We start from the raw sequence: 19,488 nt of genomic DNA, 5'->3' as shown, positions 1-19,488 counted from the left end.
GCCGAGGGAGAGCGTCCTCCGGCGCGTCGGCGCTGAGCAGCGGCGGCACGGCGCACGGAGCACGGGCGGCGACGGCCGGGCGTCAGTCCCCGGCGGCCGCGGCGCGGCGCTCGGCGAGCACCTGCTCGACGTCGAAGGGCACGAGGTTCAACGGGGGTCCGGCGAGCGGGCGGCGCAGCGCGGCGTCGATCGTCGCGTTGATCTCCGTCAGCACGCGGCGCGCCTCCGCGTCGGTACGGGCCGCCCGGGCGGCGGCCAGGGCGTCCTCGGCCTCCTTGCGCAGCGCCAGCGTCGGCGGCAGGACGGACACACCCTCCTCGTGCAGCTTGCGCTTGATCCACCAGTTCTCGTCGTACGGCTGGTCGACGCCGCTGAGGGGCCTGCCCGCACCGGGGAGGTCGCTGAAGGCCCCCCGCTCGGAGGCCTCGCGGATCTGGCGGTCGACCCAGGACTCGAAGGAGACACCCGGGGGCTTGCGCTCGGTCATCGTTCCGTCCTCCTCGGCGGGGCGGGCGGGTCACGTCGGGGGCGGTGTGCGACTGCGGACGGCCGCAACACGACTGCGCACGGCCGCACATGACCGCCCGATGTCGAGCTTAGGCGGGACCGGGCGGGAGGACACCGGGGCGCGGAGGGACACGCGGCACGGCCGGACCGCGCGACGCGCTGTTTACGATGGGGAGGCGGTGTGCGCCCGCAACGCGGCGCGCGGGCCGTTCACCCGATGTGACGGACGTCAAACGACTGGCAGGCCGTAAGGCGCCCCGGGCAGGGTAGGGGCCACCGTCGGGACACGAGATTCGGAACGAAGGAGCCCCATGAGGATCGGCATCGTCGGAGCCACAGGCCAGGTCGGCAGTGTGATGCGCGACATTCTGGCGGAGCGGGACTTCCCGGTGGCGGAGCTGCGGCTGTTCGCCTCCGCCCGCTCGGCGGGCCGGACCCTGCCCTGGAAGGACGGCGAGGTCACGGTCGAGGACGCGGCGAGCGCCGACTACTCCGGCCTGGACATCGTCCTGTTCTCGGCGGGCGGTGCCACCTCCCGGGAGCTGGCCCCCAAGGTCGCGGCGGCCGGGCCCGTCGTCATCGACAACTCCTCCGCCTGGCGGCTGGACCCGCAGGTCCCGCTGGTGGTCTCCGAGGTGAACCCGCAGGCGGCCGTCGACCGCCCGAAGGGCATCATCGCCAACCCGAACTGCACGACCATGGCGGCCATGCCGGTGCTGCGCCCGCTGCACGACGAGGCCGGGCTCACCGCGCTCGTCGTCGCCACCTACCAGGCCGTGTCCGGCAGCGGACTGGCCGGCGTGGCGGAGCTGGACGGCCAGGTCCGCAAGGCCGTCGAGGCCGACGCGACACAGCTGACCTTCGACGGGTCGGCCGTGGACTTCCCGGCACCGGACAAGTTCAAGCGTCCGATCGCGTTCAACGTGCTGCCGCTGGCGGGCTCCCTCGTGGACGACGGCCTGGAGGAGACCGACGAGGAGCAGAAGCTCCGCAACGAGAGCCGCAAGATCCTCGGCGTCCCGGAGCTGAAGGTCTCGGGCACCTGCGTCCGCGTCCCCGTCTTCACCGGCCACTCGCTCCAGGTCAACGCCCGCTTCGAGCGGCCGATCACCCCCGAGCGCGCCCGCGAGGTGCTGGCGGGGGCGCCGGGCGTGGCGCTCTCGGACATCCCCACCCCGCTCCAGGCCGCCGGTCAGGACCCGAGCTTCGTGGGCCGCATCCGCCGGGACGAGACCGTCGAGCACGGGCTGTCGCTGTTCCTCTCCAACGACAACCTCCGCAAGGGCGCCGCGCTCAACGCCGTCCAGATCGCCGAGCTGGTCGCCGCCGAGCTGGGCTGAGCCGCGTCCCGGCACAGCTGACGCCGACGCTCCACGACGCCCCGGCACCGTACCGACGCGTACGGTGCCGGGGCGTCGTGCTGACGCCGGGTCCGGGCGGGCTCAGGCGGGCCGCTCGGGGTCGGTGAGCGGGGGCGGTAGCGGCGGCCCCGCCTCCGGATCCGGGCCCGGCTCCGCCCCGACCGTCGGGGCCGCCTCGGACGTCGGGGCCGCCCCGACCGTCGGGGCCGCCTCGGACGTCGGCACGGGTGCGGCGGCGGGGGCGGTCTCCGGTGCCTGGGGCGCGGGGTGGCCGGCGCGCTCCAGGAAGCGCAGCAGCTCCACCGGGAACGGCAGGACGAGCGTGGAGTTCTTCTCCGCCGCCACGGCGACGATGGTCTGGAGCAGCCGCAGCTGGAGCGCGGACGGCGTGTGGGACATCTGCTGGGCCGCCTCGGCCAGCTTCCGGGACGCCTGCAGCTCCGCGTCCGCGTTGATGACGCGGGCCCGCCGGTCCCGGGCCGCCTCCGCCTGGCGGGCCATGGAGCGCTTCATCGCCTCGGGCAGGGACACGTCCTTGATCTCCACCCGGTCGACGTTGACGCCCCACTCGACGGCCGGGCTGTCGATCATGATGGCGAGCCCCTGGTTGAGCTTCTCCCGGTTCGACAGCAGGTCGTCCAGATCGCTCTTGCCGATGATGGAGCGCAGGGAGGTCTGGGCCATCTGCGAGACGGCGAAGCGGTAGTCCTCGACGCGGATGATGGCGTCGGCCGGGTCCACGACCTTGAAGTAGACGACGGCGTCCACCCGCACCGTGACGTTGTCGCGTGTGATCCCCTCCTGGGCCGGCACCGGCAGCGTGATGATCTGCAGGTTCACCTTCTGCATCCGCTCCAGCAGCGGGACGATGAGCTGGAGGCCGGGCTCGCGCACATCGGACCTGAGCCGGCCGAGCCGGAACACCAGCCCGCGTTCGTACTGCCTGACGACCCGGGCGGCGGCCAGGAAGTAGGCCGCACCGCCCGCGAGTCCCACGGCCAGCAGTTCGAAGACCATCACTGCCCCCTGCCGTCACGGGTCCGCGTGAGCGATCCCGCATAAGCGGTCAAATGCCTCATACTCCACCGTAGTGCGACCCGGGTCGGGGAGCGAGACGCTTCAGGACACGAGGTCGCGCTCCCCTGCGGGCACCTCCAGGTCGAGGGTGTTGCCGGGCGGCGGGAAGGGGCACAGGAAGTGTTCGGTGAACGCGCACGGGGGCAGCGTCGTCCGGTTGAAGTCGACCGTGACGGAGTGGTCGGGGGCCGGGGCGCCGGTGCGCAGGAAGCGGAAGCGGTAGCTGCCCCGGCCGCTGGTGCCGTCGGCGAAGACGGCCCACAGGGCCCCGCTGCCCACCACGGAGACCCGCAGCGTGTGCGCACCGCCGCCCGGAGCGGTGAAGCGGACCTCCCCGCCCAGGTCCAGCCCACGCTCCCGCCCGTCGGCGTTCCGCACCGGCACCCGGCGGGCCCCCTCGTAGGGGTGGAACGTGCCGGGCAGCGCCCAGCGGGCGTCGTAGGGCGCCGTCCTGATCCCGGAGAACGTCCGCCGGGCGGACGCGGCGGGATCGTGCACCCGCACCGCCCACCGGCCCTCGCGCCGCAGCAGCTCCAGGCGGCGGTCACCCCAGGTGACGCGGGTCGGCTCCGGGCTCCCGGCGGAGGCGCCCAGTGTGCGGTCGCCCATGAGCGGCTCGCCGCCCACCGTGAGCTCGTCCAGGACGTCGGCGTGCAGGACGACGCCCTCACCCCCGGGCGTCTCGTGCCACCGGCCGGGCAGGCCCTCGATCCAGCCTTCGTCATCCGCGTCGGCCAGCCAGTACGTCCCCGTCACCGAGAGCGGCCCGTAGGGCGCGACGACGGTCTCCAGGCGCTGCCGGTGCCACTCCTGCCACTGCTGCACCGCGGAGGAACCGGGCGCCAGGGGATTCGCGACGTTCGCGGTGTCTGGTTCGGGGTGGTGCGGCTGTGCGGGCATTTCGGCGTTCATGCGTTCAACTTGCCACATACCGGGCCGCCCGGCGGTGACGCAGCGCGCGGTGCTCAGCAGTCGCAGCCGCAACCGCAGCCGCCGTCCGAACCGCCGGAGCCTCCGGAGCCGCCCGAACCGCAGCAGTCGCACCCGTCGCAGCAGTCGTGACGGCACCAGCCCGCACGCTTGTGGCCGCTCCAGGGGGCGGCGTACACCTCACGGCAGCACAGCTGGCAGCTGACGCACAGCCCCGCCCAGACCGCGCAGCCGGTCAGCGGCCCCCGGTGACGCGGCGCGGGACGCACGGGCGTACGGGTGATCCACGGTGAGGGACGCCGGACGGTGCGCGGCGCGGATCCGCCGGCACCGTGCCGGCCGTGCCCGCCGTGCCCACCGAACGCGCGCCGTACCGACCGCTCGGGTTCGTCCTCCAGCAAGGCGCGCGCGAGGGAGGCGTCGGTGAACTCGACCTCCCGCAGGGCGCGCCGGATACCGCGAACGGCGTCCTCGCACAGTCGGCGCGCCTCCTGCCGGGAGGTGCCCGTGGCGGTGAGCGGGTTCCACGCGCCGACCGCGTCGTCGGACCGCTGGTCCTCGACGGCGTCGAGCAGGTGCGCCAGCCGCCCGAAGGAGCGGCCCACCTCCGCGAGCGGTGCGGCGTTGCCGGGCCGTCCGGCGAGGTGCGCGGTGTGGGCGCAGGTGGCGGCGGACGCGGTCTCGGTCGGCTCGGTGACCGCGAGGACGGAGGTGCCGGGCCCGGCCGCCGCCTCCACGGCCCCCTGCCGCCGGACCGCGTCCAGCAGCGGCCCGGTGTCGAACCCGACGGCGGCACCGGCGCGGGTGCCGCTGCGCTCCCAGCCGGCGGCGACGCGGCCGGCGGCCGCCGCCACCAGCGGGCGCCGGGCCAGGACGCCGTCCCCGTCGGCGACGTGGTCGCGCACCTTCGCGGAGGCCAGCAGCAGCGACGCGGCGGCGGCCAGCCGGGCTCCCTCACCGCGCGCGACGGGTGCCGTCCGCATACCGCGCAGGGGGCAGGGCCCGGCGGTGCGCCGGGCCCGCGACGTACGCGGCGCCTGAGCCTCCGTCAACACGGAGATGACGAGCCCGTCGTAGTTGGTGGCCGCCCGGGCGAACTGCCCGTGCTCGGCCCGCAACGCGAGGCACAGTCCGCACAGATGAGCCGTCCACTCGACGCCGAGCCGCTCACCCAGCCGGTGCCGGCACGGCCTGATGATGCCGAACATGTCGTTCCCCGTCCCCCCACGCTTTTATGACGCCACGTCACAGCGGTGCGGCGACGTCCTCACCCGGGCGGACGCGGCGCTCACCCACGCGGCCGTCCCTGGTGATCTTTCTGTCTTTCACCACCCGTATACCGCACAATCCCAGCTCCGGCGGGCATGATGTGTGCAGCAGAACTGTCACGAAACATGCTCGCGACGTATATCCGCTTGGCGCACCATCCGCATCATGGACGACGATAGGCGTGCGGACGGTACGACCGCATGCGAGAGGAGGCGTCCATGGGATCGGTGCGCAAGGCGAGTGCCTGGCTGGGCCTCGTCGACGACAGCGAGATGTACTACGACGACTACACCGACGAAGCGGCCGAGGGCCCGGAGTCAGGCGACGCCGCGCGCGAGGCGTGGGTCACCGACCCGCGCATCAGGGCCACGGCCGAGACCGCCCAGGACTCGGGCACCCGCATCGCGACGATCACGCCCGACGGGTTCCGGGACGCACGCGCCATCGGCGAGCTGTTCCGGGAGGGCGTGCCCGTCATCGTGAACCTGACGGCCATGGAGTCCGGCGACGCCAAGCGCGTCATCGACTTCGCCGCGGGGCTGACCTTCGGCCTGCGCGGTTCCATCGAGCGGGTCGCGAACCGCGTGTTCCTCCTGACGCCGAACGCCTACCAGGTCCTCAGCGGTCAGAGCCGCCGCTCCGGTGAGGGCGGATTCTTCAACCAGAGCTGACGGTGTGCCGGGGTGGCGGCACCCCCGGCACACCGTGCGGGTCAGCGGAACGCGTCGACGCCCGTCAGCGCCTTGCCCAGGACGAGTTGGTGCATCTCCACGGTGCCCTCGTAGGTGAGCACGGACTCCAGGTTGGTGGCGTGCCGCATCACCGGATACTCCAGCGAGATGCCGTTGGCACCGAGGATCGTCCGGGAGGTGCGGCAGATCTCGATCGCCTCACGCACGTTGTTCAGCTTGCCGAAGCTGATCTGCTCCGGCCGCAGTGTCCCGGCGTCCATGCGGCGGCCGAGGTGGTGCGCGAGCAGGACGCCCTTGTGCAGTTCGAGGGCCATGTCGGCCAGTTTGGCCTGGGTGAGCTGGAAGCCCGCGATCGGACGGCCGAACTGCTCGCGGCTACCCGCGTAGTCCAGCGCCGCGTGGAAACTGCTGCGGGCGGCTCCCATCGAGCCCCACACGATGCCGTAGCGGGCGTGGCTCAGGCAGCTGAGCGGACCGCGCAGACCCGTGGCGCCGGGCAGCACCGCGTCGGCCGGGAGCCGGACGTCGTCCAGGACGAGCTCGCTGGTGACCGAGGCGCGCAGCGACCACTTGTGCTTGATCTCCGGCGCGCTGAAACCCGGGGCGTCGGCCGGGACGACGAAGCCGCGGATGCCCTCCTCGGTGCCGGCCCACACGACGGCCACCCCGGCGACGGAGCCGTTGGTGATCCACATCTTGCGTCCGTTCAGCACCCAGTCGTCGCCGTCGCGCCGGGCGTGCGTCCGCATCGCGGCCGGGTCGGAACCGATGTCCGGTTCCGTGAGACCGAAGCAGCCGATCGTCTCCCCCGCCGCCATGCCCGGCAGCCACCGCTGCTTCTGCTCCTCGGAGCCGAAGCGGTGGATCGCGTACATCGCGAGCGAACCCTGGACGGAGACCAGGGAGCGGATGCCGGAGTCGGCCGCCTCCAGTTCCAGGCAGGCGAGGCCGTACTGCACGGCGGAGGCACCGGCGCAGCCGTAGCCCTCCAGGGACATGCCGAGCGCGCCGATGCGGCCGAGTTCGCGGGCCAGGTCCCGGATGCCGGGCAGCTCGCCCCGCTCGTACCATTCGGCGACGTGCGGGAGTACCCGGTCGGCGGCCCACGCGCGGACGGTGTCGCGCACCGCGAGCTCCTCGGGGCCGAGCAGGTCGTCCAGGCCCAGGGGGTCGGCCGGGTCGAACGGCGGCAGGGAACGGCTGGACATTGGGGGGCCTCCGGGTCGCAGGGGTGTCGACGGCGTCGAACGCTACCGATGGGTAACACGCTGGGGCAAGGCATCCCCGTCGGGGGCGGGATGGCCTGGCTGGGCGGGGACCTTGCCGGCCCGGTCGTCCGTCCGGGGCAGGGCGCGGGGCAGCCGCAGCGCCGCCAGCGCCCCCGCCAGCAGCAGCGCGGCGCTCACGAGCAGCGTCACCTGCAGGCCGTGGACGAAGGCCAGCCGCGCCGAGTGCCGCAGCGACTCCCCCGCGGCCCCGCCCAGCCGGTCGGCCACCTCCAGCGCCTCGCCCAGCGAGTGCCCGGCGGCCCGGGCCGCGTCGGCCGGAACGTCCGGGGTCGCCTCCACCGCCGAGCCGTAGGCGCGGTTCATGACGCTGCCCAGCAGCGCGATCCCCAGCCCGGCCCCGAGCTGGTACGCGGTCTCCCCGATGGCCGCCGCGCCGCCCGCCTGTTCGGCCGGGGCGTCGCTGAGCATGGACTCGTAGGCGCCGAACAGCACGGTCTCCAGCCCGTAGCCGAGCAGGAGGAAGGCCCCCACGCAGACGGCCGGGTCGTCGCGCTCCCCGAGCGAGGTGAGGCCGAGGACGGCGACGGCCGTGAGCAGGAAGCCGCCGGCCACCATCGCGCGCGGCCCCAGCGCCCGCAGCATCCGGGGCCCGGCGAGCCCGGCGGCCACGGCCGCGACGGAGAGCGGCAGCAGCCGCAGCCCCGTCTCCAGCGGCGAGAGGCCGAGCACCAGCTGGAGGTACTGAGCGGCCATCAGGGCGAGGCCGACGAGGGCCAGCACGGTGAGCACGATGCAGCTCACGGCGGTACCGAAGGCCGGCCGGGCGAAGGCGGCGAAGTCCACGAGCGGACGCGCCCGGCGGCGCTGGCGGCGGACGAACCAGCCCAGCAGCACGGCTCCGGCCAGCAGCAGGGCCGCCGTCCCCGGGTGCGTCGGCCGCCCGTCGCCGATCTGCTTGACGCCCAGGATCGCCGACGCCAGTCCGCCGGCGGCCAGCAGCGCGCCGAGGACGTCCCAGGGCCCGCTGCCCTCACCGGTGGACTCCGGGACGAGCCACCGGCCCACCGGAAGGGCCAGGGCCATCAGCGGGACGTTCAGCAGGAAGACCGAGCCCCACCAGAAGTGCTCCAGCAGCAGCCCGCCCACCAGGGGTCCGGCCGCCGCGCCGACGGCGGCCGTCGCGCTCCAGACACCGATGGCCAGCGCCCGCTCCCGCCGGTCGGGGAAGACGTGGCGCAGCAGGGACAGGGTGGCGGGCATGATCATGGCGCCGCCGACACCGAGCAGGGCACGGGCGGCGATGAGGACACCCGGGCTGTGCGCGAGGACGGCGAGGACGGAGGCCAGCCCGAAGATCGCGTACCCGAACAGCAGCACCCGGCGGCGGCCGATCCGGTCGCCGAGCGTGCCGAAGAGGATGAGGAGGGACGCGCAGACGAGCGGGTAGGCGTCGACGATCCACAGCAGCTCCACCGGCCCGGGCCGCAGGTCCGCGCTGAGCGCCGGCACGGCGACGTGCAGGACGGTGGCGTCGATCGCGATGAGCAGGAGGCTGGCGCAGAGCACCACCAGGACGGTCCAGCGGCCGGCCCCTCGGCCGGGTGCGGCGGCCGACGGTGACGGGCTCCGCTGCGCGGGGACGTCGGCTCCGGAACGGGCCGGACTCGTCCCAGGCATCTCCCACCTCCTCGTGCTGCGCGCCGTGCGCGTCCCGGCCCGTAGGACCACGACGGTCCGCCGGCGCGGGACGGTGCCCGGACCGGACGGCGCGGGAGCGGTGACCGTAGCGTACGCGAGTCCGCCGATCGCTCATGTGTCGCGGTTCACGCCCATCGCAGGTCACCGGTGGGCGGCCGGCGGCACCGGGGGACCCACCCGGGCAGGCGCGGGCCGCCGTGGCCAGGTGCGGTGCGGGCCGCGTGGGGACCGGGACGGTGCCGGGCGAGGAAGCGCGACGCATTACGCACTCCGCACTCCGCTCGACGGGAATTCACCGGAGCGGAAAAAACCGGTCTCGGAATCTCCACAGAATCCGCCGTAGCCGCCCTTGTGGAGACGGAATCCACATCACATCGGCATTACGAACCCCGGTACCGTGGCGTGCCCCCAGGTCACCCGCTGTAATGTCGACCGGGTGCGTACCGACCGAATCTTCGCCCGCCTGGAACAGGAGCCCACGCGGCCGCCCGACCCGGCCCCGGGGATGAGCGTCACCCGCAAGTCGCTCTTCGCCGTGACGCTGGCGTTCTACGCGGCCGTCGTGGCGGCCGTCGTCCAGACGACCTACCTGGTGCGGCTGGACTGGCAGCTGATGCTGTTCCGGCCGTACAAGCAGTGGCCGGAGCTGCACCCCTTCCTGGACTACTTCGTGGTGCTGGGGCAGCGCGGGCCCACCGCAGTGCTCGTCGCCGCGTGGCTCGGCTGGCGCTCGTGGCGGCAGCGCACCCTGCGCCCCCTGCTCATGCTGGGGGCCGCGCTGCTGCTGCTGAACGTCACCGTGGGGGCGGCGAAGCTCGGCATGGCCCGGGAGGGCCCGCACTACGCGACGACGATCGGCTCCAACGAGATGTGGCTGACCGGCGATATATTTCCTTCCGGCCACACCGCCAACGCCGTCGTGACCTGGGGCATCCTCGCCTATCTGGCCAGCACCGAGGTCGCCAGGCGGCGGTTGTCCGTCGTCGCCGCCGTCTTCGCGCTCGGGGTGGGCGCCACGACCGTCTACCTCGGTACGCACTGGGTCAGCGACGTCCTGCTCGGCTGGGCGGCGGGGCTGCTGATCCTGCTGGCCCTGCCGTGGTGCGAGCCGCTGGCGGCCCGCGTCGAGGAGCACGCACTGGCCTACTGGAGACGGCTGCGGGCGGCCGGACGGCTGGTCGTCGCGGGGGTGGTGCCCGCGGCCGGAACGGCGTTCCCCTCGGCCGCGGCCGAGCGGCGCACGGCCGGTGCCCGGAGCGCCGGGAAGCCGCCGGGCCCACCGGTCCGGCACGTCCGCACCGCGTACGCCGCGCACGGCGGCCCACCGGGCCGTCCGCACGCCGTCCGGCCGGAGCGCGCCCCGGTGGCCCCCACCGGGGGACGCCGGCAGGCCGCTGAACGGCCCGCGAACCGCGCGGCACCGCTCGGGCCACGCGGCTGACCGCTGTCGGCCGACCGCTGACCGGCCCGGGGAGGCAGGCGTCCGGCGGGGCCGAACGCCTGCGCGCCCCCGTCAGCCCTTCCAGCTCCGCAGGACCGTGTCGTCCTCGGCGGCGAAGTTCAGCCGCCCGGCCAGGTACTCCATGGTGATCACGGCGTCGGGGGGCAGCACGCGCACCGTGCTCCAGCCACGGGACCGCGCCAGCTCCTCGGCCGCCCGGACCGGCATCCCGGCGTAGCTCTCCGGGTCGTCGTCCGGCTCTGCGCTGTCGATCGGTATCTCAGCCATGCCGGCCACCGTACGCCGCAGGACCTCCGAGGGGCACCCGGAGGTCGCGGCGGCGTCCGTGCGGTGTCACGCTCCGGTCACAGTCGTTCCCCCGTTCGGCGGCGGGGCGTCCACCCGGTTCCGCGGTATTTCCGGCCGCGGGAATTCCTCGCGACCGCGCCCCGCTATTCGCGCTCCACTCGCGCGAAAAACGTCATCGCCGAGCTCTTCCTACGACGGGTCTCCGTCAGATTCGGACCTTTTCACGGCACGCTGCAACCGGTCCCGCAAGGCGATGATGTGACCGGTGAGCTCGGCAGGTTCCCGCACCTCGAAGTCGACGCCCAGCATGAGCAGGTGCACCGCCAGAACGTCCAGCGAGCGCGCCCCGGCGCGCAGCAGGCAGCGGTCGCCGTCCACCGCCTCCAGCGTGCCGGAGGCCGGGGTGATCCGCTGCGCGGCCTGCTCGACGGGCAGGTGGAGGAGCACGGTGGCCTGCTCGGCGTAGACACGGGTGGAGACGCCCTCCGCGACGTAGGCCGCCAGGTTCTCGGCGGGGGGCGTGCGCGGCGCGCAACGCGGCCCGTGCGGAGGCGTGAGCTCCATCCGGTCGACGCGGAACGTCCGCCAGTCCTCCCGGTCCGCGTCCCACGCCACCAGATACCAGCGCCGGTAGCTGCTCACCAGTCGGTGGGGTTCGACGACCCGGCGCGTGCGGGTGCCGTCGTGGCCCCGGTAGTCGAACCGGGTCCGCAGCAGGTCGCGGCAGGCCTGGGCCAGCTCGCTCAGCGTCTCGCCGTCCACGCCCTCCGCCTCGGACCGCTCGCCGTGGCGCAGGGGCACGGTGTACGCCGTGAGCGCACCGACCCGGCGGCGCAGCCGGTGCGGCAGGACCTGCTCCAACTTGGCCAGGGCACGGGCGGAGGACTCGTCGATGCCCTGGACGCCGGTACCCACGGCGTTCCGCAGGCCGACGGCCACGGCCACGGCCTCCTCGTCGTCCAGCAGCAGCGGGGGCAGCCGGGCCCCCGCCCCGAGCCGGTAGCCCCCGGCGGTCCCGGTCGTGGAGTGCACGGGGTAGCCCAGGCCGCGCAGCCGGTCGACGTCGCGCCGCACCGTCCGCGCGCTGACGCCCAGCCGCTCGGCGAGATCCGTACCCGACCACTCCCGCTGGGCCTGAAGCAGCGAGAGCAGACGCAGCAGCCGTGCCGAGGTCTCGATCATGGAGGCGAGTCTGCCACCGCTCGCGGACAGCCCCCGTCCTCGATCGGCGGGCGTCTCAGCGGGTGGGGTGCTCCTCCTCGACGCACAGCAGCAGGTCGTTCGCGCCCGTGTACCCGAGGCGCGCCCGGAACCGCCCGTCGGCCAGGGGGACCGCCGGATGACGCAGCCGGTGCTGCTTGTCGGCGACGTCGTCCAGGATGCGGGCGACGCGGACCCGGGGGGCGTCCGGCGCGGGGCGCAACCACAGCTCGTACCCGTCGCCCGGTGGCGGACGCAGCCCGGCGAGCGGCAGGACGGCGAGGAAGCCGGCCCCGTCGGCCCGGGCCCCGGCGGTGGCGAGGGCGCGCCGACGCCCCCGGGGCACGGCCTCCAGGCGGGCCCGCTCCCCCAGTTCCGCGCCGTAGAGGCGTCCGCGCAGGGCCAGGGCGCCGTCCACGACGAGTGGGTCGGTCACCTCGGCGTGCGGCCAGCGCTGCCAGGCGCGGAGCGCGAGGTTGCCCCGCTGCGTGGTGTAGGGGATGCGCACGCCGAGCCAGGTCCGCCCGGACCGGGGCACCCGGTCCACCAGGGAACGCAGGTCGTGGGTGCCCGGGAGGAGGCGGACGCGCCCGCCGTCACCGACGGTGAAGTAGGCGTTCCACACGCCCTCGGTCAGCGTCATGGTGCTCGGCAGAGCCGCCCGCAGCACGCCGGAGGCGGTGGGGACGAGCGGAAGGCGGACCTCTTCGGCCGCACCCCCGAAGCCCGGCGTGCGTCGGCACAGCAGCAGCCCGGCGTCCCAGCGCTCCTCGTCGTGGTCGGGCCGGACCACGTCGAACGTCAGTCCCCCGGCCGCGTCGGCCGTGCAGTGGGCCCGGGCCCGGACCCGCTCGGGCGAGAACTCCGCCGCCGTCATCATGTGCTGCGCTCTCCCGTCGGCCGGGCGCCGTCGGCGCCGTGCCCGCCTGGCGGGAGGGTGGTTCGGTGCATGGGTCCCCGGGTTCGGTGCGTGGGCGCGGGGGGCCACCGCCGGCTGGCGGCCCCCCGCCTTACGTCCTGTAAGACCGGGATACGGCCCGTCAGGTTGGTTTCGTCACGTGATTTCTTGGCCGCGCCCGCTCCGGCGCCCGGCGGCGCCGGAGCGGAGCCGGGCGTGCGCCCGCCCCGCGCCGGAGGTGCCGGGCGGGGCGGGCGGGGGGCCTTGCGGCGTCAGACCTTCAGCCGCTGTCCCGGAAGGATCAGGTCCGGGTCGTCACCGATGACGTCGGCGTTGGTCTCGTGGATCTCGCGCCAGTCCACGCCGTGCGCGGCGGCGATCCGGCTGAGCGTGTCGCCGGACCTCACCGTGTAGTTGGCCCGCGGGTGACCTCGGTCCGCGCGCGGCCGGTCCGGACGCTCCTGGGCGGGCGCGTCGTCGGCCGACGGCGCGGTCGGCTTCTGCGGGGCCGACTCCGGCGCCGCGTCGGGCTTCGGGGCCGACGGGGCCGGCTGCGTGGAGGGCGCCGACCGCGTCGGGCTGCCGTGGAGGCCGAGCTTCGCGGAGCAGGCGGGCCACGCCCCCCAGCCCTGTGCGGCCTGGACCTTCTCGGCGATCTCGATCTGCTGGGCGCGGCCGGCCCGGTCGGCGGTGGCCGCGTAGGCCGTGCCACCGTAGGCGGCCCAGGTGGAGGCGGAGAACTGCAGCCCGCCGTAGTACCCGTTGCCCGTGTTGATCTGCCAGTCACCACCGCTTTCACACTGCGCGAGGCGGTCCCAGGTGCCACCGTCCGCCGCCGTGGCGGGGCCGGCCGTCAAGGTGAGCAGCGCCAGGGGGGCCAGGATGGTCAGCGAGACCGCGCCCGCACGTGCTGCCTTACCGCGACGAATGGACAAATCTCATCCCTCTCGAACGCCCCGGGGCCCCCGTGCCGGGCCGGCCCCCGGGCACCTTGTGCGCCCTCGGGCCGGACGGCCGTCCGCCGGTGGTACTGCGTCGTGCGTGCGCGTCCGTCCGGCGCGGAAGGCGCCGGGGTGGACGCGGGGCGGCGGACTGCCCCGGGGAGTGCTCTCTGCACCGGGCGCCGAATCTAGGGACCGGCGGCGGCCGGACACAAACAACGGGCCCTTCACGCAGGTCAGTTGGATGTTACTACCGGTAACTCAAGGGTTTCGACGCGGCATTCTGTGATGAAATGAGCACTTATGCACGATTCGCGGACTACCGCCCGGTGACGCACCTCACCACCACAACTTCCGTCATCTGTGCGTTGTTTGACTTTCCGTGACCGTTTTCGACGTTCTGTTCACCAACCGCATCCGCACGGGGGACACACCACCGCCAGTTGCGTGACTGTGACCACAGATCATCCGTTGTCCAGGCGAACCAGTACCGAACGCCAGGAGCCTCTTGTGTCCCCCATGCTCGATGTCAGTGACGAGGTCCGTGCCGAGATCGGCGACGCCGAAGCCGCCAAGCTGCTCGCCGGCGAGACCGTGCCCGACCGCTTCGACTGCACCTCCTGCCGCACGCCCGGAAGCACCGAGGAACGCACCAGCACCGTGCTGTTCGTCGGCAGCGAGACGGCCGTGCTGGCCTTCGCCCACGCCGGCTGCGTCCCGTCGCAGATCGTGAAGGTCTCCGAGGAGCAGATCCAGAGCGCCGTACGCACCATCTCCGGTGAGGCCGCCGGGTCCTCACCGGCGGAGGCCGGCGGCGCCGCCGGTGCGGCCCCGGCCGACGACCGGCAGGCCGTCCTCGGGGTGACCTGCGGTCAGGTCCTCATCGGGGACCAGCTGCACCCGGCGATCGTCGTGGAGCCCACCGGACCCATCGCCCGGCCCGGGACGACCGGCGGGGGCGACGAGTTCCTGCCCCTGCTCATCGAGGCCGGGTTCATGCCGGTCACCGACATGGGCAAGAAGCCCGCCCAGCTGCCCGGTTGGTCGGTGCTCATGGCCATGGGCAAGCTGCACGCCGTCCTCCAGCCCGCCGAGGAGGGCCGGCAGCCCACCTCGTGGTGGCAGGCGCACCAGCCGCTGCCGGTGACCGACGAGTGGCGAAGCACGGCGAACAAGTCCAACTCGGTCGTCGTGTACGCCGCTCCGGCCGGCTCCATCGGCCAGCAGCCGCGCGAGGACCTGATGCGCGACGCGCTGGACCAGGCCGCGGGCCGGGGCGTCCTCGTCGCCGCCACCATGCCGCTCGCGGGCACCTGATCCGATTCCCCCGCCCGGCCCCGCATCCAGCGGGGCCGCGCCGTCGTTGGGAGGGCGTGCACTCCTACGAACCTCACCGCGCCCGCCACTCGCACGCCGACCACGGCTCGATCCCCGCCATGCGGCCGCCGCACGAACCGGCGGCCGACCGGTCCGCCCGGTCCGCCCGGTCCGCCACGCCGATCTTCGACGCGCTGTACGCGGAGTACCGCCGGCTCTTCCGGGCCCTGCCCGGGGACCGGTCGGGCGAGGACGACCTGGCGTTCGGCGGGTTCGCCTCCGGGTACGGCACCGGGTTCGCCCCGGTGTCCTACGGCCGGCGGCACGGAGCGCACCGGGCCACGGTGCCGGCCGCCCTGCCGCCCGGCACCGGAAGCCCGGTCGGGAGGTGACGAAGGCGGCGGGCCCGCACCGGGGTCACGGTGCGGGCCCGCCGCCTTCGTCACGCCGGTGCGGGGCCGGGCTCACTTGCGCTTCTTGCGCTTCTCCCGCACCCGCACCGAGAGGTGCAGCGGCGTCCCCGTGAAGCCGAACTCCTCCCGCAGGCGTCGCTCGATGAATCGCCGGTACCCCGCCTCCAGGAAGCCCGAGGCGAAGAGCACGAAGCGCGGCGGCCGGGTGCCCGCCTGGGTGCCGAAGAGGATGCGCGGCTGCTTGCCGCCGCGCACCGGGTGCGGATGCGCGGCCACGATCTCCCCCAGGAAGGCGTTCAGCCGACCGGTGGGGACGCGCGTCTCCCAGCCCTCCAGCGCCGTCTCGATGGCGGGCACCAGCTTCTCCACGTGGCGCCCGGTGCGGGCCGAGATGTTGACGCGGGGGGCCCACTGGACCTGCACGAGGTCGCGCTCGATCTCCCGCTCCAGGTAGAAGCGGCGTTCGTCGTCGAGCGTGTCCCACTTGTTGTAGGCCAGCACCAGCGCCCGGCCGGCCTCCACCGCCATGGTGATGATGCGCAGGTCCTGGACGCTGATGGACTCGCTGACGTCGATCAGGACGACGGCGACCTCCGCCTTCTCCAGCGCGGCGGCCGTCCGCAGCGAGGCGTAGTAGTCGGCGCCCTCGGTGAGGTGGACCCGGCGGCGGATACCGGCGGTGTCCACGAACTTCCAGGTCTTCCCGCCGAGTTCGATCAGCTCGTCGACCGGGTCGCGGGTGGTGCCGGCCACCTCGTTGACGACGACCCGCTCCTCCCCCGCCGTCTTGTTCAGCAACGAGGACTTGCCGACGTTGGGCCGCCCGATGAGGGCGACGCGGCGGGGCCCGCCGAGCGCCGTGCCGAACGTCTGGGCCGGCGCCTCGGGCAGGACCTTCAGCACCTCGTCGAGCATGTCGCCCGTGCCCCGGCCGTGCAGCGCGGAGACGGGGTGCGGCTCGCCGAGCCCGAGCGACCACAGCATGGCCGCGTCCGCCTCGCCGGAGGGGCCGTCGACCTTGTTGGCGCACAGCACCACGGGCTTGCCCGCGCGGCGCAGGAGCTTCACGACGGCCTCGTCGGTGTCCGTGGCCCCCACGGCGGCGTCGACGACGAACACGACGGCGTCCGCGGCCTCGATGGCGAACTCGGCCTGGGCGGCGACGGAGGCGTCGATGCCCAGCACGTCCTGCTCCCAGCCACCGGTGTCCACCACCTTGAAGCGGCGTCCGGCCCACTCGGCCTCGTAGGTCACGCGGTCCCGGGTGACGCCGGGACGGTCCTCGACGACGGCCTCGCGACGGCCGAGGATGCGGTTCACCAGCGTCGACTTGCCGACATTGGGGCGGCCGACGACGGCGAGCACCGGCAGGGGGCCGTGACCGGCCTCCTCCAGGGCGCCCTCGACGTCCTCGGCGTCGAAGCCCTCCTGCGTGGCAAGCTGCATGAACTCCGCGTACTCGGCGTCGCCGAGCTCACCGTGCCCGTGCTCGTCGCCGGAGTTGATCTGGTCGTTCATCGGTCCTGTCCTTGCTTCGCTGAAAGGGCTTGCGGGGCCGGGCGCGCGGCCCGGCCGGGGTGGGCTCAGCGGCCGGTGAGCCGCCGCGCCGCGGCGAGATGGTCGGTCAGCCGCTCCTGGAGCCGCCCGGTGGCCTCGTCCATGACCGTACGGGTGCGACGTCCGCCGCCGCCCACGGAGCACGGGTCGCCGAAGACGACGTCCACGCGCGTGCGCAGCGGCGGCAGCGCCGGTATCACGCGGCTGCGGCGGCCGGAGCTGCCGAGCACGGCGACGGGGACCACGGGAGCGCCCGAGCGCACCGCGAAGTAGGCCAGGCCCGCGCGGAGCGCGGCGAAGTCACCGGCCCCCCGGCTGCCCTCGGGGAAGATGCCCAGCACGCCGCCGCGCTCCAGCACGCCGAGCGCCGCTGTGACGGCCGCCCGGTCGGCGGTGGAACGGTCGACGGGCACCTGGCCGATGGCGTCCAGGAACCGGCCCAGCGGACCGACGTACGCCTCCCGCTTGATCAGGAAGTGCACCGGCCGGGGGCAGGTGCCCATCAGCATCGGCCCGTCGATGTTGTGCGCGTGGTTGACGGCCAGGATGACCGGGCCGCTCGCGGGTATCCGCCAGGCACCGAGCACCCGCGGGCGCCACAGGCCGTTCATCAGGCCGATGCCGATGCGGCGGCCGGCCGCCGCGCCACGGGCGCTCGGCAGCCGGGTGCTCGTTGCGCTCACGCCGTGCGCTGCTTCTCTTCGATGAGGGTCACCACGCATTCGATGACCTGCTCCAGGGTCAGGTCGGTGGTGTCCACCTCGACGGCGTCCCCCGCCTTGGCCAACGGGGAGGTCTTGCGGCTGGAGTCGGCGGCGTCCCGGCGCAGCAGCGCCTCGCGCGTCGCGTCCAGGTCCACCCCCGCGTCGCCGGGACGGGCCTTCAGTTCGCCGCCGCGTCGGGCGGCACGGGCCTCGGGCGAGGCGGTGAGGAAGATCTTCAGGTCCGCGTCGGGGAGGACGGTGGTGCCGATGTCCCGGCCCTCCACGACGATCCCGGCCGTCGTGCGGGCCGCCTCGGCGGCGATGTCGCGCTGCAGCGCGGTGATCGCGGCCCGGACCTCCGGGACGGCGCTGACCGCGCTGACGGCGGCGGTCACCTCGGGGGTGCGGATGGGCCCGGAGGCGTCGGCGCCGTCGGCGGTGATGGTGGGGGCGGACGGGTCGGTGCCCGAGACGATCGCCGGCTTGCCCGAGGCCGCGGCCACCGCGTCGGCGTCGTTCACGTCGATGCCGTTGGTCAGCATCCACCAGGTGATGGCCCGGTACTGCGCGCCGGTGTCCAGGTAGCTGAGCCCCAGCTTCGCGGCGACCGCCTTGGAGGTGCTGGACTTGCCCGTACCGGAGGGGCCGTCGATCGCGACGACGACGGACACCGGGGCGTCCGGGGGGACGGGGGTCGCGCCCTGAAGGGTTGCAGCCACGGTCAAGAGGGCCTTTCTGCGCAGGGGTGCGGGGCGGGACCTGCCCCGCACCCAGGCTACCGGTAACCGGGTGGCGGCCTCATCCGCCTTACGGCACCGCGACGCGGGGGCGCGGGGGTCGTGGGAGAGCAGGCGCCACGTCAGGCCCGGATCGCCCAGCCCCGGCCGCGCAGCACCTCCGTGAGGCGGTCCGCCGCCTGCGGTTCCACCATGAGCTGGACGTGGCCCGCCTGCTGGCCGGTGGCGTGCTCGATGCGGACGTCCTCGATGTTGACGCCCGCCTGCCCGGCGTCGGCGAAGATGCGGGCCAGCTCGCCGGGCCGGTCGCTGATCAGCACCGCGACGGTCGCGTACGCCGTCGGCGTCTGGCCGTGCTTGCCGGGGATGCGGGCCCGGCCGGAGTTGCCCCGGCGCAGGACGTCCTCGATGCCACTCGCGCCCTCGCCCCGCTTGGCGTCGTCCGCCGAGGCCAGGGAGCGCAGCGCGCGCACCGTCTCCTCCAGGTCCCCGGCGACGGCGGTCAGCACGTCGGCGACCGGACCGGGGTTGGCGGAGAGGATGTCGATCCACATCCGGGGTTCGGACGCGGCGATGCGCGTGACGTCGCGGATGCCCTGCCCGCACAGCCGCACCGCCGTGTCGTCGGCGTCCGCCAGCCGGGCCGCGACCAGGCTGGAGAGCAGCTGCGGCGTGTGCGAGACGAGGGCGACGGCACGGTCGTGGGCGTCGGCCTCCATGACCACCGGGACCGCCCGGCACAGCGCGATCAGCTCCAGCGCCAGGTTGAGCACCTCCGTGTCGGTGTCGGGGGTGGGGGTGAGCACCCACGGGCGGCCCTCGAAGAGGTCGGCGGTGGCCGCCGTCGGACCGGACCGCTCGCGCCCCGCCATGGGGTGCGTGCCCAGGTACGTCCGCAGGTCGCAGCCCCGGTCCGCCAGCTCCCGGCGCGGCCCGCCCTTGACGCTGGCGACGTCCAGGTAGCCCCGGGCGAGGCCGCGCCGCTGTGCGTCCTCCAGGACCCCGGCGATCCGGGCGGGCGGGACGGCGACGACGGCGAGGTCCACCGCCCCGGGGGCGGCGCCGGCCGTGCCGGCACCGAGCGAGGCGGCGGTCCTGGCCTGGTCGTGGTCCCGGTCCCGGAGGTGGACGGTCACGCCACGGGCGGTGAGGGCGAGGGCGATCGAGGTGCCGATCAGCCCGGTGCCGATGACGAGCGCGGTCCGCAT

19 protein-coding genes are annotated in these 19,488 nt (G+C 74.3%); 5 read left to right on the top strand and 14 right to left on the bottom strand.

The window, feature by feature from the left end:
• Positions 1-82: 82 nt before the first annotated feature.
• The gene (locus V6D49_RS23715) at positions 83-487 is read right to left on the bottom strand and encodes a DnaJ family domain-containing protein (protein ID WP_340562737.1); all 405 of its coding nucleotides are present in this window, start codon (positions 485-487) and stop codon (positions 83-85) included.
• Positions 488-818: 331 nt separating this feature from the next.
• On the opposite strand from V6D49_RS23715, the gene V6D49_RS23710 reads away from it, so the two are divergent.
• Positions 819-1,847, top strand: coding sequence for an aspartate-semialdehyde dehydrogenase (locus V6D49_RS23710; RefSeq protein ID WP_340562736.1), 1,029 nt, complete (start codon positions 819-821; stop codon positions 1,845-1,847).
• Positions 1,848-1,949: 102 nt separating this feature from the next.
• On the opposite strand, the gene V6D49_RS23705 is transcribed toward V6D49_RS23710, so the two are convergent.
• From V6D49_RS23705 to V6D49_RS23695, 3 genes are all read right to left on the bottom strand, one after another.
• The gene (locus V6D49_RS23705) at positions 1,950-2,885 is read right to left on the bottom strand and encodes a slipin family protein (RefSeq protein WP_340562735.1); all 936 of its coding nucleotides are present in this window, start codon (positions 2,883-2,885) and stop codon (positions 1,950-1,952) included.
• Between the two features lie 102 nt (positions 2,886-2,987).
• Positions 2,988-3,857 (bottom strand): DUF1684 domain-containing protein, encoded by an 870-nt coding sequence (locus V6D49_RS23700; RefSeq protein WP_340562733.1) that lies wholly within the window; start codon positions 3,855-3,857, stop codon positions 2,988-2,990.
• Positions 3,858-3,910: 53 nt separating this feature from the next.
• Entirely contained in the window at positions 3,911-5,083 is a 1,173-nt protein-coding gene (locus tag V6D49_RS23695) for a DUF5685 family protein (protein ID WP_340562731.1), read from the bottom strand.
• A gap of 279 nt (positions 5,084-5,362) precedes the next feature.
• On the opposite strand from V6D49_RS23695, the gene V6D49_RS23690 reads away from it, so the two are divergent.
• Positions 5,363-5,815 (top strand): cell division protein SepF, encoded by a 453-nt coding sequence (locus V6D49_RS23690; protein ID WP_340562729.1) that lies wholly within the window; start codon positions 5,363-5,365, stop codon positions 5,813-5,815.
• A gap of 41 nt (positions 5,816-5,856) precedes the next feature.
• On the opposite strand, the gene V6D49_RS23685 is transcribed toward V6D49_RS23690, so the two are convergent.
• Both V6D49_RS23685 and V6D49_RS23680 read right to left on the bottom strand, forming a co-directional pair.
• Positions 5,857-7,044 (bottom strand): acyl-CoA dehydrogenase family protein, encoded by a 1,188-nt coding sequence (locus V6D49_RS23685; RefSeq protein WP_340562727.1) that lies wholly within the window; start codon positions 7,042-7,044, stop codon positions 5,857-5,859.
• A 42-nt stretch (positions 7,045-7,086) separates the two neighbouring features.
• Positions 7,087-8,742: an MFS transporter gene (locus V6D49_RS23680; protein ID WP_340562724.1), complete on the bottom strand. Its 1,656-nt coding sequence runs from the start codon at positions 8,740-8,742 to the stop codon at positions 7,087-7,089.
• Positions 8,743-9,199: 457 nt separating this feature from the next.
• On the opposite strand from V6D49_RS23680, the gene V6D49_RS23675 reads away from it, so the two are divergent.
• On the top strand, positions 9,200-10,204 hold the full coding sequence (locus V6D49_RS23675) for a phosphatase PAP2 family protein (protein ID WP_340562722.1): 1,005 nt from the start codon (positions 9,200-9,202) through the stop codon (positions 10,202-10,204).
• Positions 10,205-10,276: 72 nt separating this feature from the next.
• Here the strand turns inward: V6D49_RS23675 and V6D49_RS23670 are convergent, their stop codons facing one another.
• From V6D49_RS23670 to V6D49_RS23655, 4 genes are all read right to left on the bottom strand, one after another.
• Positions 10,277-10,492 carry an I78 family peptidase inhibitor gene (locus V6D49_RS23670; RefSeq protein WP_191208794.1) on the bottom strand — a complete coding sequence of 72 codons (216 nt, stop codon included), beginning with the start codon at positions 10,490-10,492 and terminating at the stop codon, positions 10,277-10,279.
• Positions 10,493-10,702: 210 nt separating this feature from the next.
• On the bottom strand, positions 10,703-11,695 hold the full coding sequence (locus V6D49_RS23665; RefSeq protein ID WP_340562719.1) for a helix-turn-helix transcriptional regulator: 993 nt from the start codon (positions 11,693-11,695) through the stop codon (positions 10,703-10,705).
• A 55-nt stretch (positions 11,696-11,750) separates the two neighbouring features.
• Positions 11,751-12,593 carry a hypothetical protein gene (locus V6D49_RS23660; protein WP_340562717.1) on the bottom strand — a complete coding sequence of 281 codons (843 nt, stop codon included), beginning with the start codon at positions 12,591-12,593 and terminating at the stop codon, positions 11,751-11,753.
• 290 nt (positions 12,594-12,883) lie between these two features.
• On the bottom strand, positions 12,884-13,546 hold the full coding sequence (locus V6D49_RS23655; RefSeq protein ID WP_340562716.1) for a transglycosylase family protein: 663 nt from the start codon (positions 13,544-13,546) through the stop codon (positions 12,884-12,886).
• A 516-nt stretch (positions 13,547-14,062) separates the two neighbouring features.
• Here V6D49_RS23655 and V6D49_RS23650 point away from each other — a divergent pair.
• Both V6D49_RS23650 and V6D49_RS23645 read left to right on the top strand, forming a co-directional pair.
• On the top strand, positions 14,063-14,869 hold the full coding sequence (locus V6D49_RS23650; protein ID WP_340562713.1) for a hypothetical protein: 807 nt from the start codon (positions 14,063-14,065) through the stop codon (positions 14,867-14,869).
• Positions 14,870-14,925: 56 nt separating this feature from the next.
• Entirely contained in the window at positions 14,926-15,261 is a 336-nt protein-coding gene (locus V6D49_RS23645; protein ID WP_340562710.1) for a hypothetical protein, read from the top strand.
• Positions 15,262-15,333: 72 nt separating this feature from the next.
• On the opposite strand, the gene der is transcribed toward V6D49_RS23645, so the two are convergent.
• The 4 genes from der to V6D49_RS23625 all read right to left on the bottom strand — a co-directional run bounded on the left by der (position 15,334) and on the right by V6D49_RS23625 (position 19,488).
• Positions 15,334-16,800 carry a ribosome biogenesis GTPase Der gene (der, locus tag V6D49_RS23640; protein WP_340562707.1) on the bottom strand — a complete coding sequence of 489 codons (1,467 nt, stop codon included), beginning with the start codon at positions 16,798-16,800 and terminating at the stop codon, positions 15,334-15,336.
• Positions 16,801-16,865: 65 nt separating this feature from the next.
• Positions 16,866-17,561: a lysophospholipid acyltransferase family protein gene (locus tag V6D49_RS23635; protein ID WP_445330588.1), complete on the bottom strand. Its 696-nt coding sequence runs from the start codon at positions 17,559-17,561 to the stop codon at positions 16,866-16,868.
• Positions 17,519-18,262: a (d)CMP kinase gene (cmk, locus tag V6D49_RS23630; RefSeq protein ID WP_340562705.1), complete on the bottom strand. Its 744-nt coding sequence runs from the start codon at positions 18,260-18,262 to the stop codon at positions 17,519-17,521. The genes V6D49_RS23635 and cmk overlap by 43 nt, the downstream gene beginning before the upstream one ends.
• Positions 18,263-18,402: 140 nt before the next feature.
• Positions 18,403-19,488 (bottom strand): prephenate dehydrogenase, encoded by a 1,086-nt coding sequence (locus V6D49_RS23625; protein WP_340562703.1) that lies wholly within the window; start codon positions 19,486-19,488, stop codon positions 18,403-18,405.

Origin of the sequence: Streptomyces sp. GSL17-111 (genome assembly GCF_037911585.1) — a bacterium.
Classification (GTDB): Bacteria; Actinomycetota; Actinomycetes; order Streptomycetales; family Streptomycetaceae; genus Streptomyces.
Note: the sequence above shows the minus strand (reverse complement) of the source record. Positions and strands in the feature narration are given on the sequence as shown.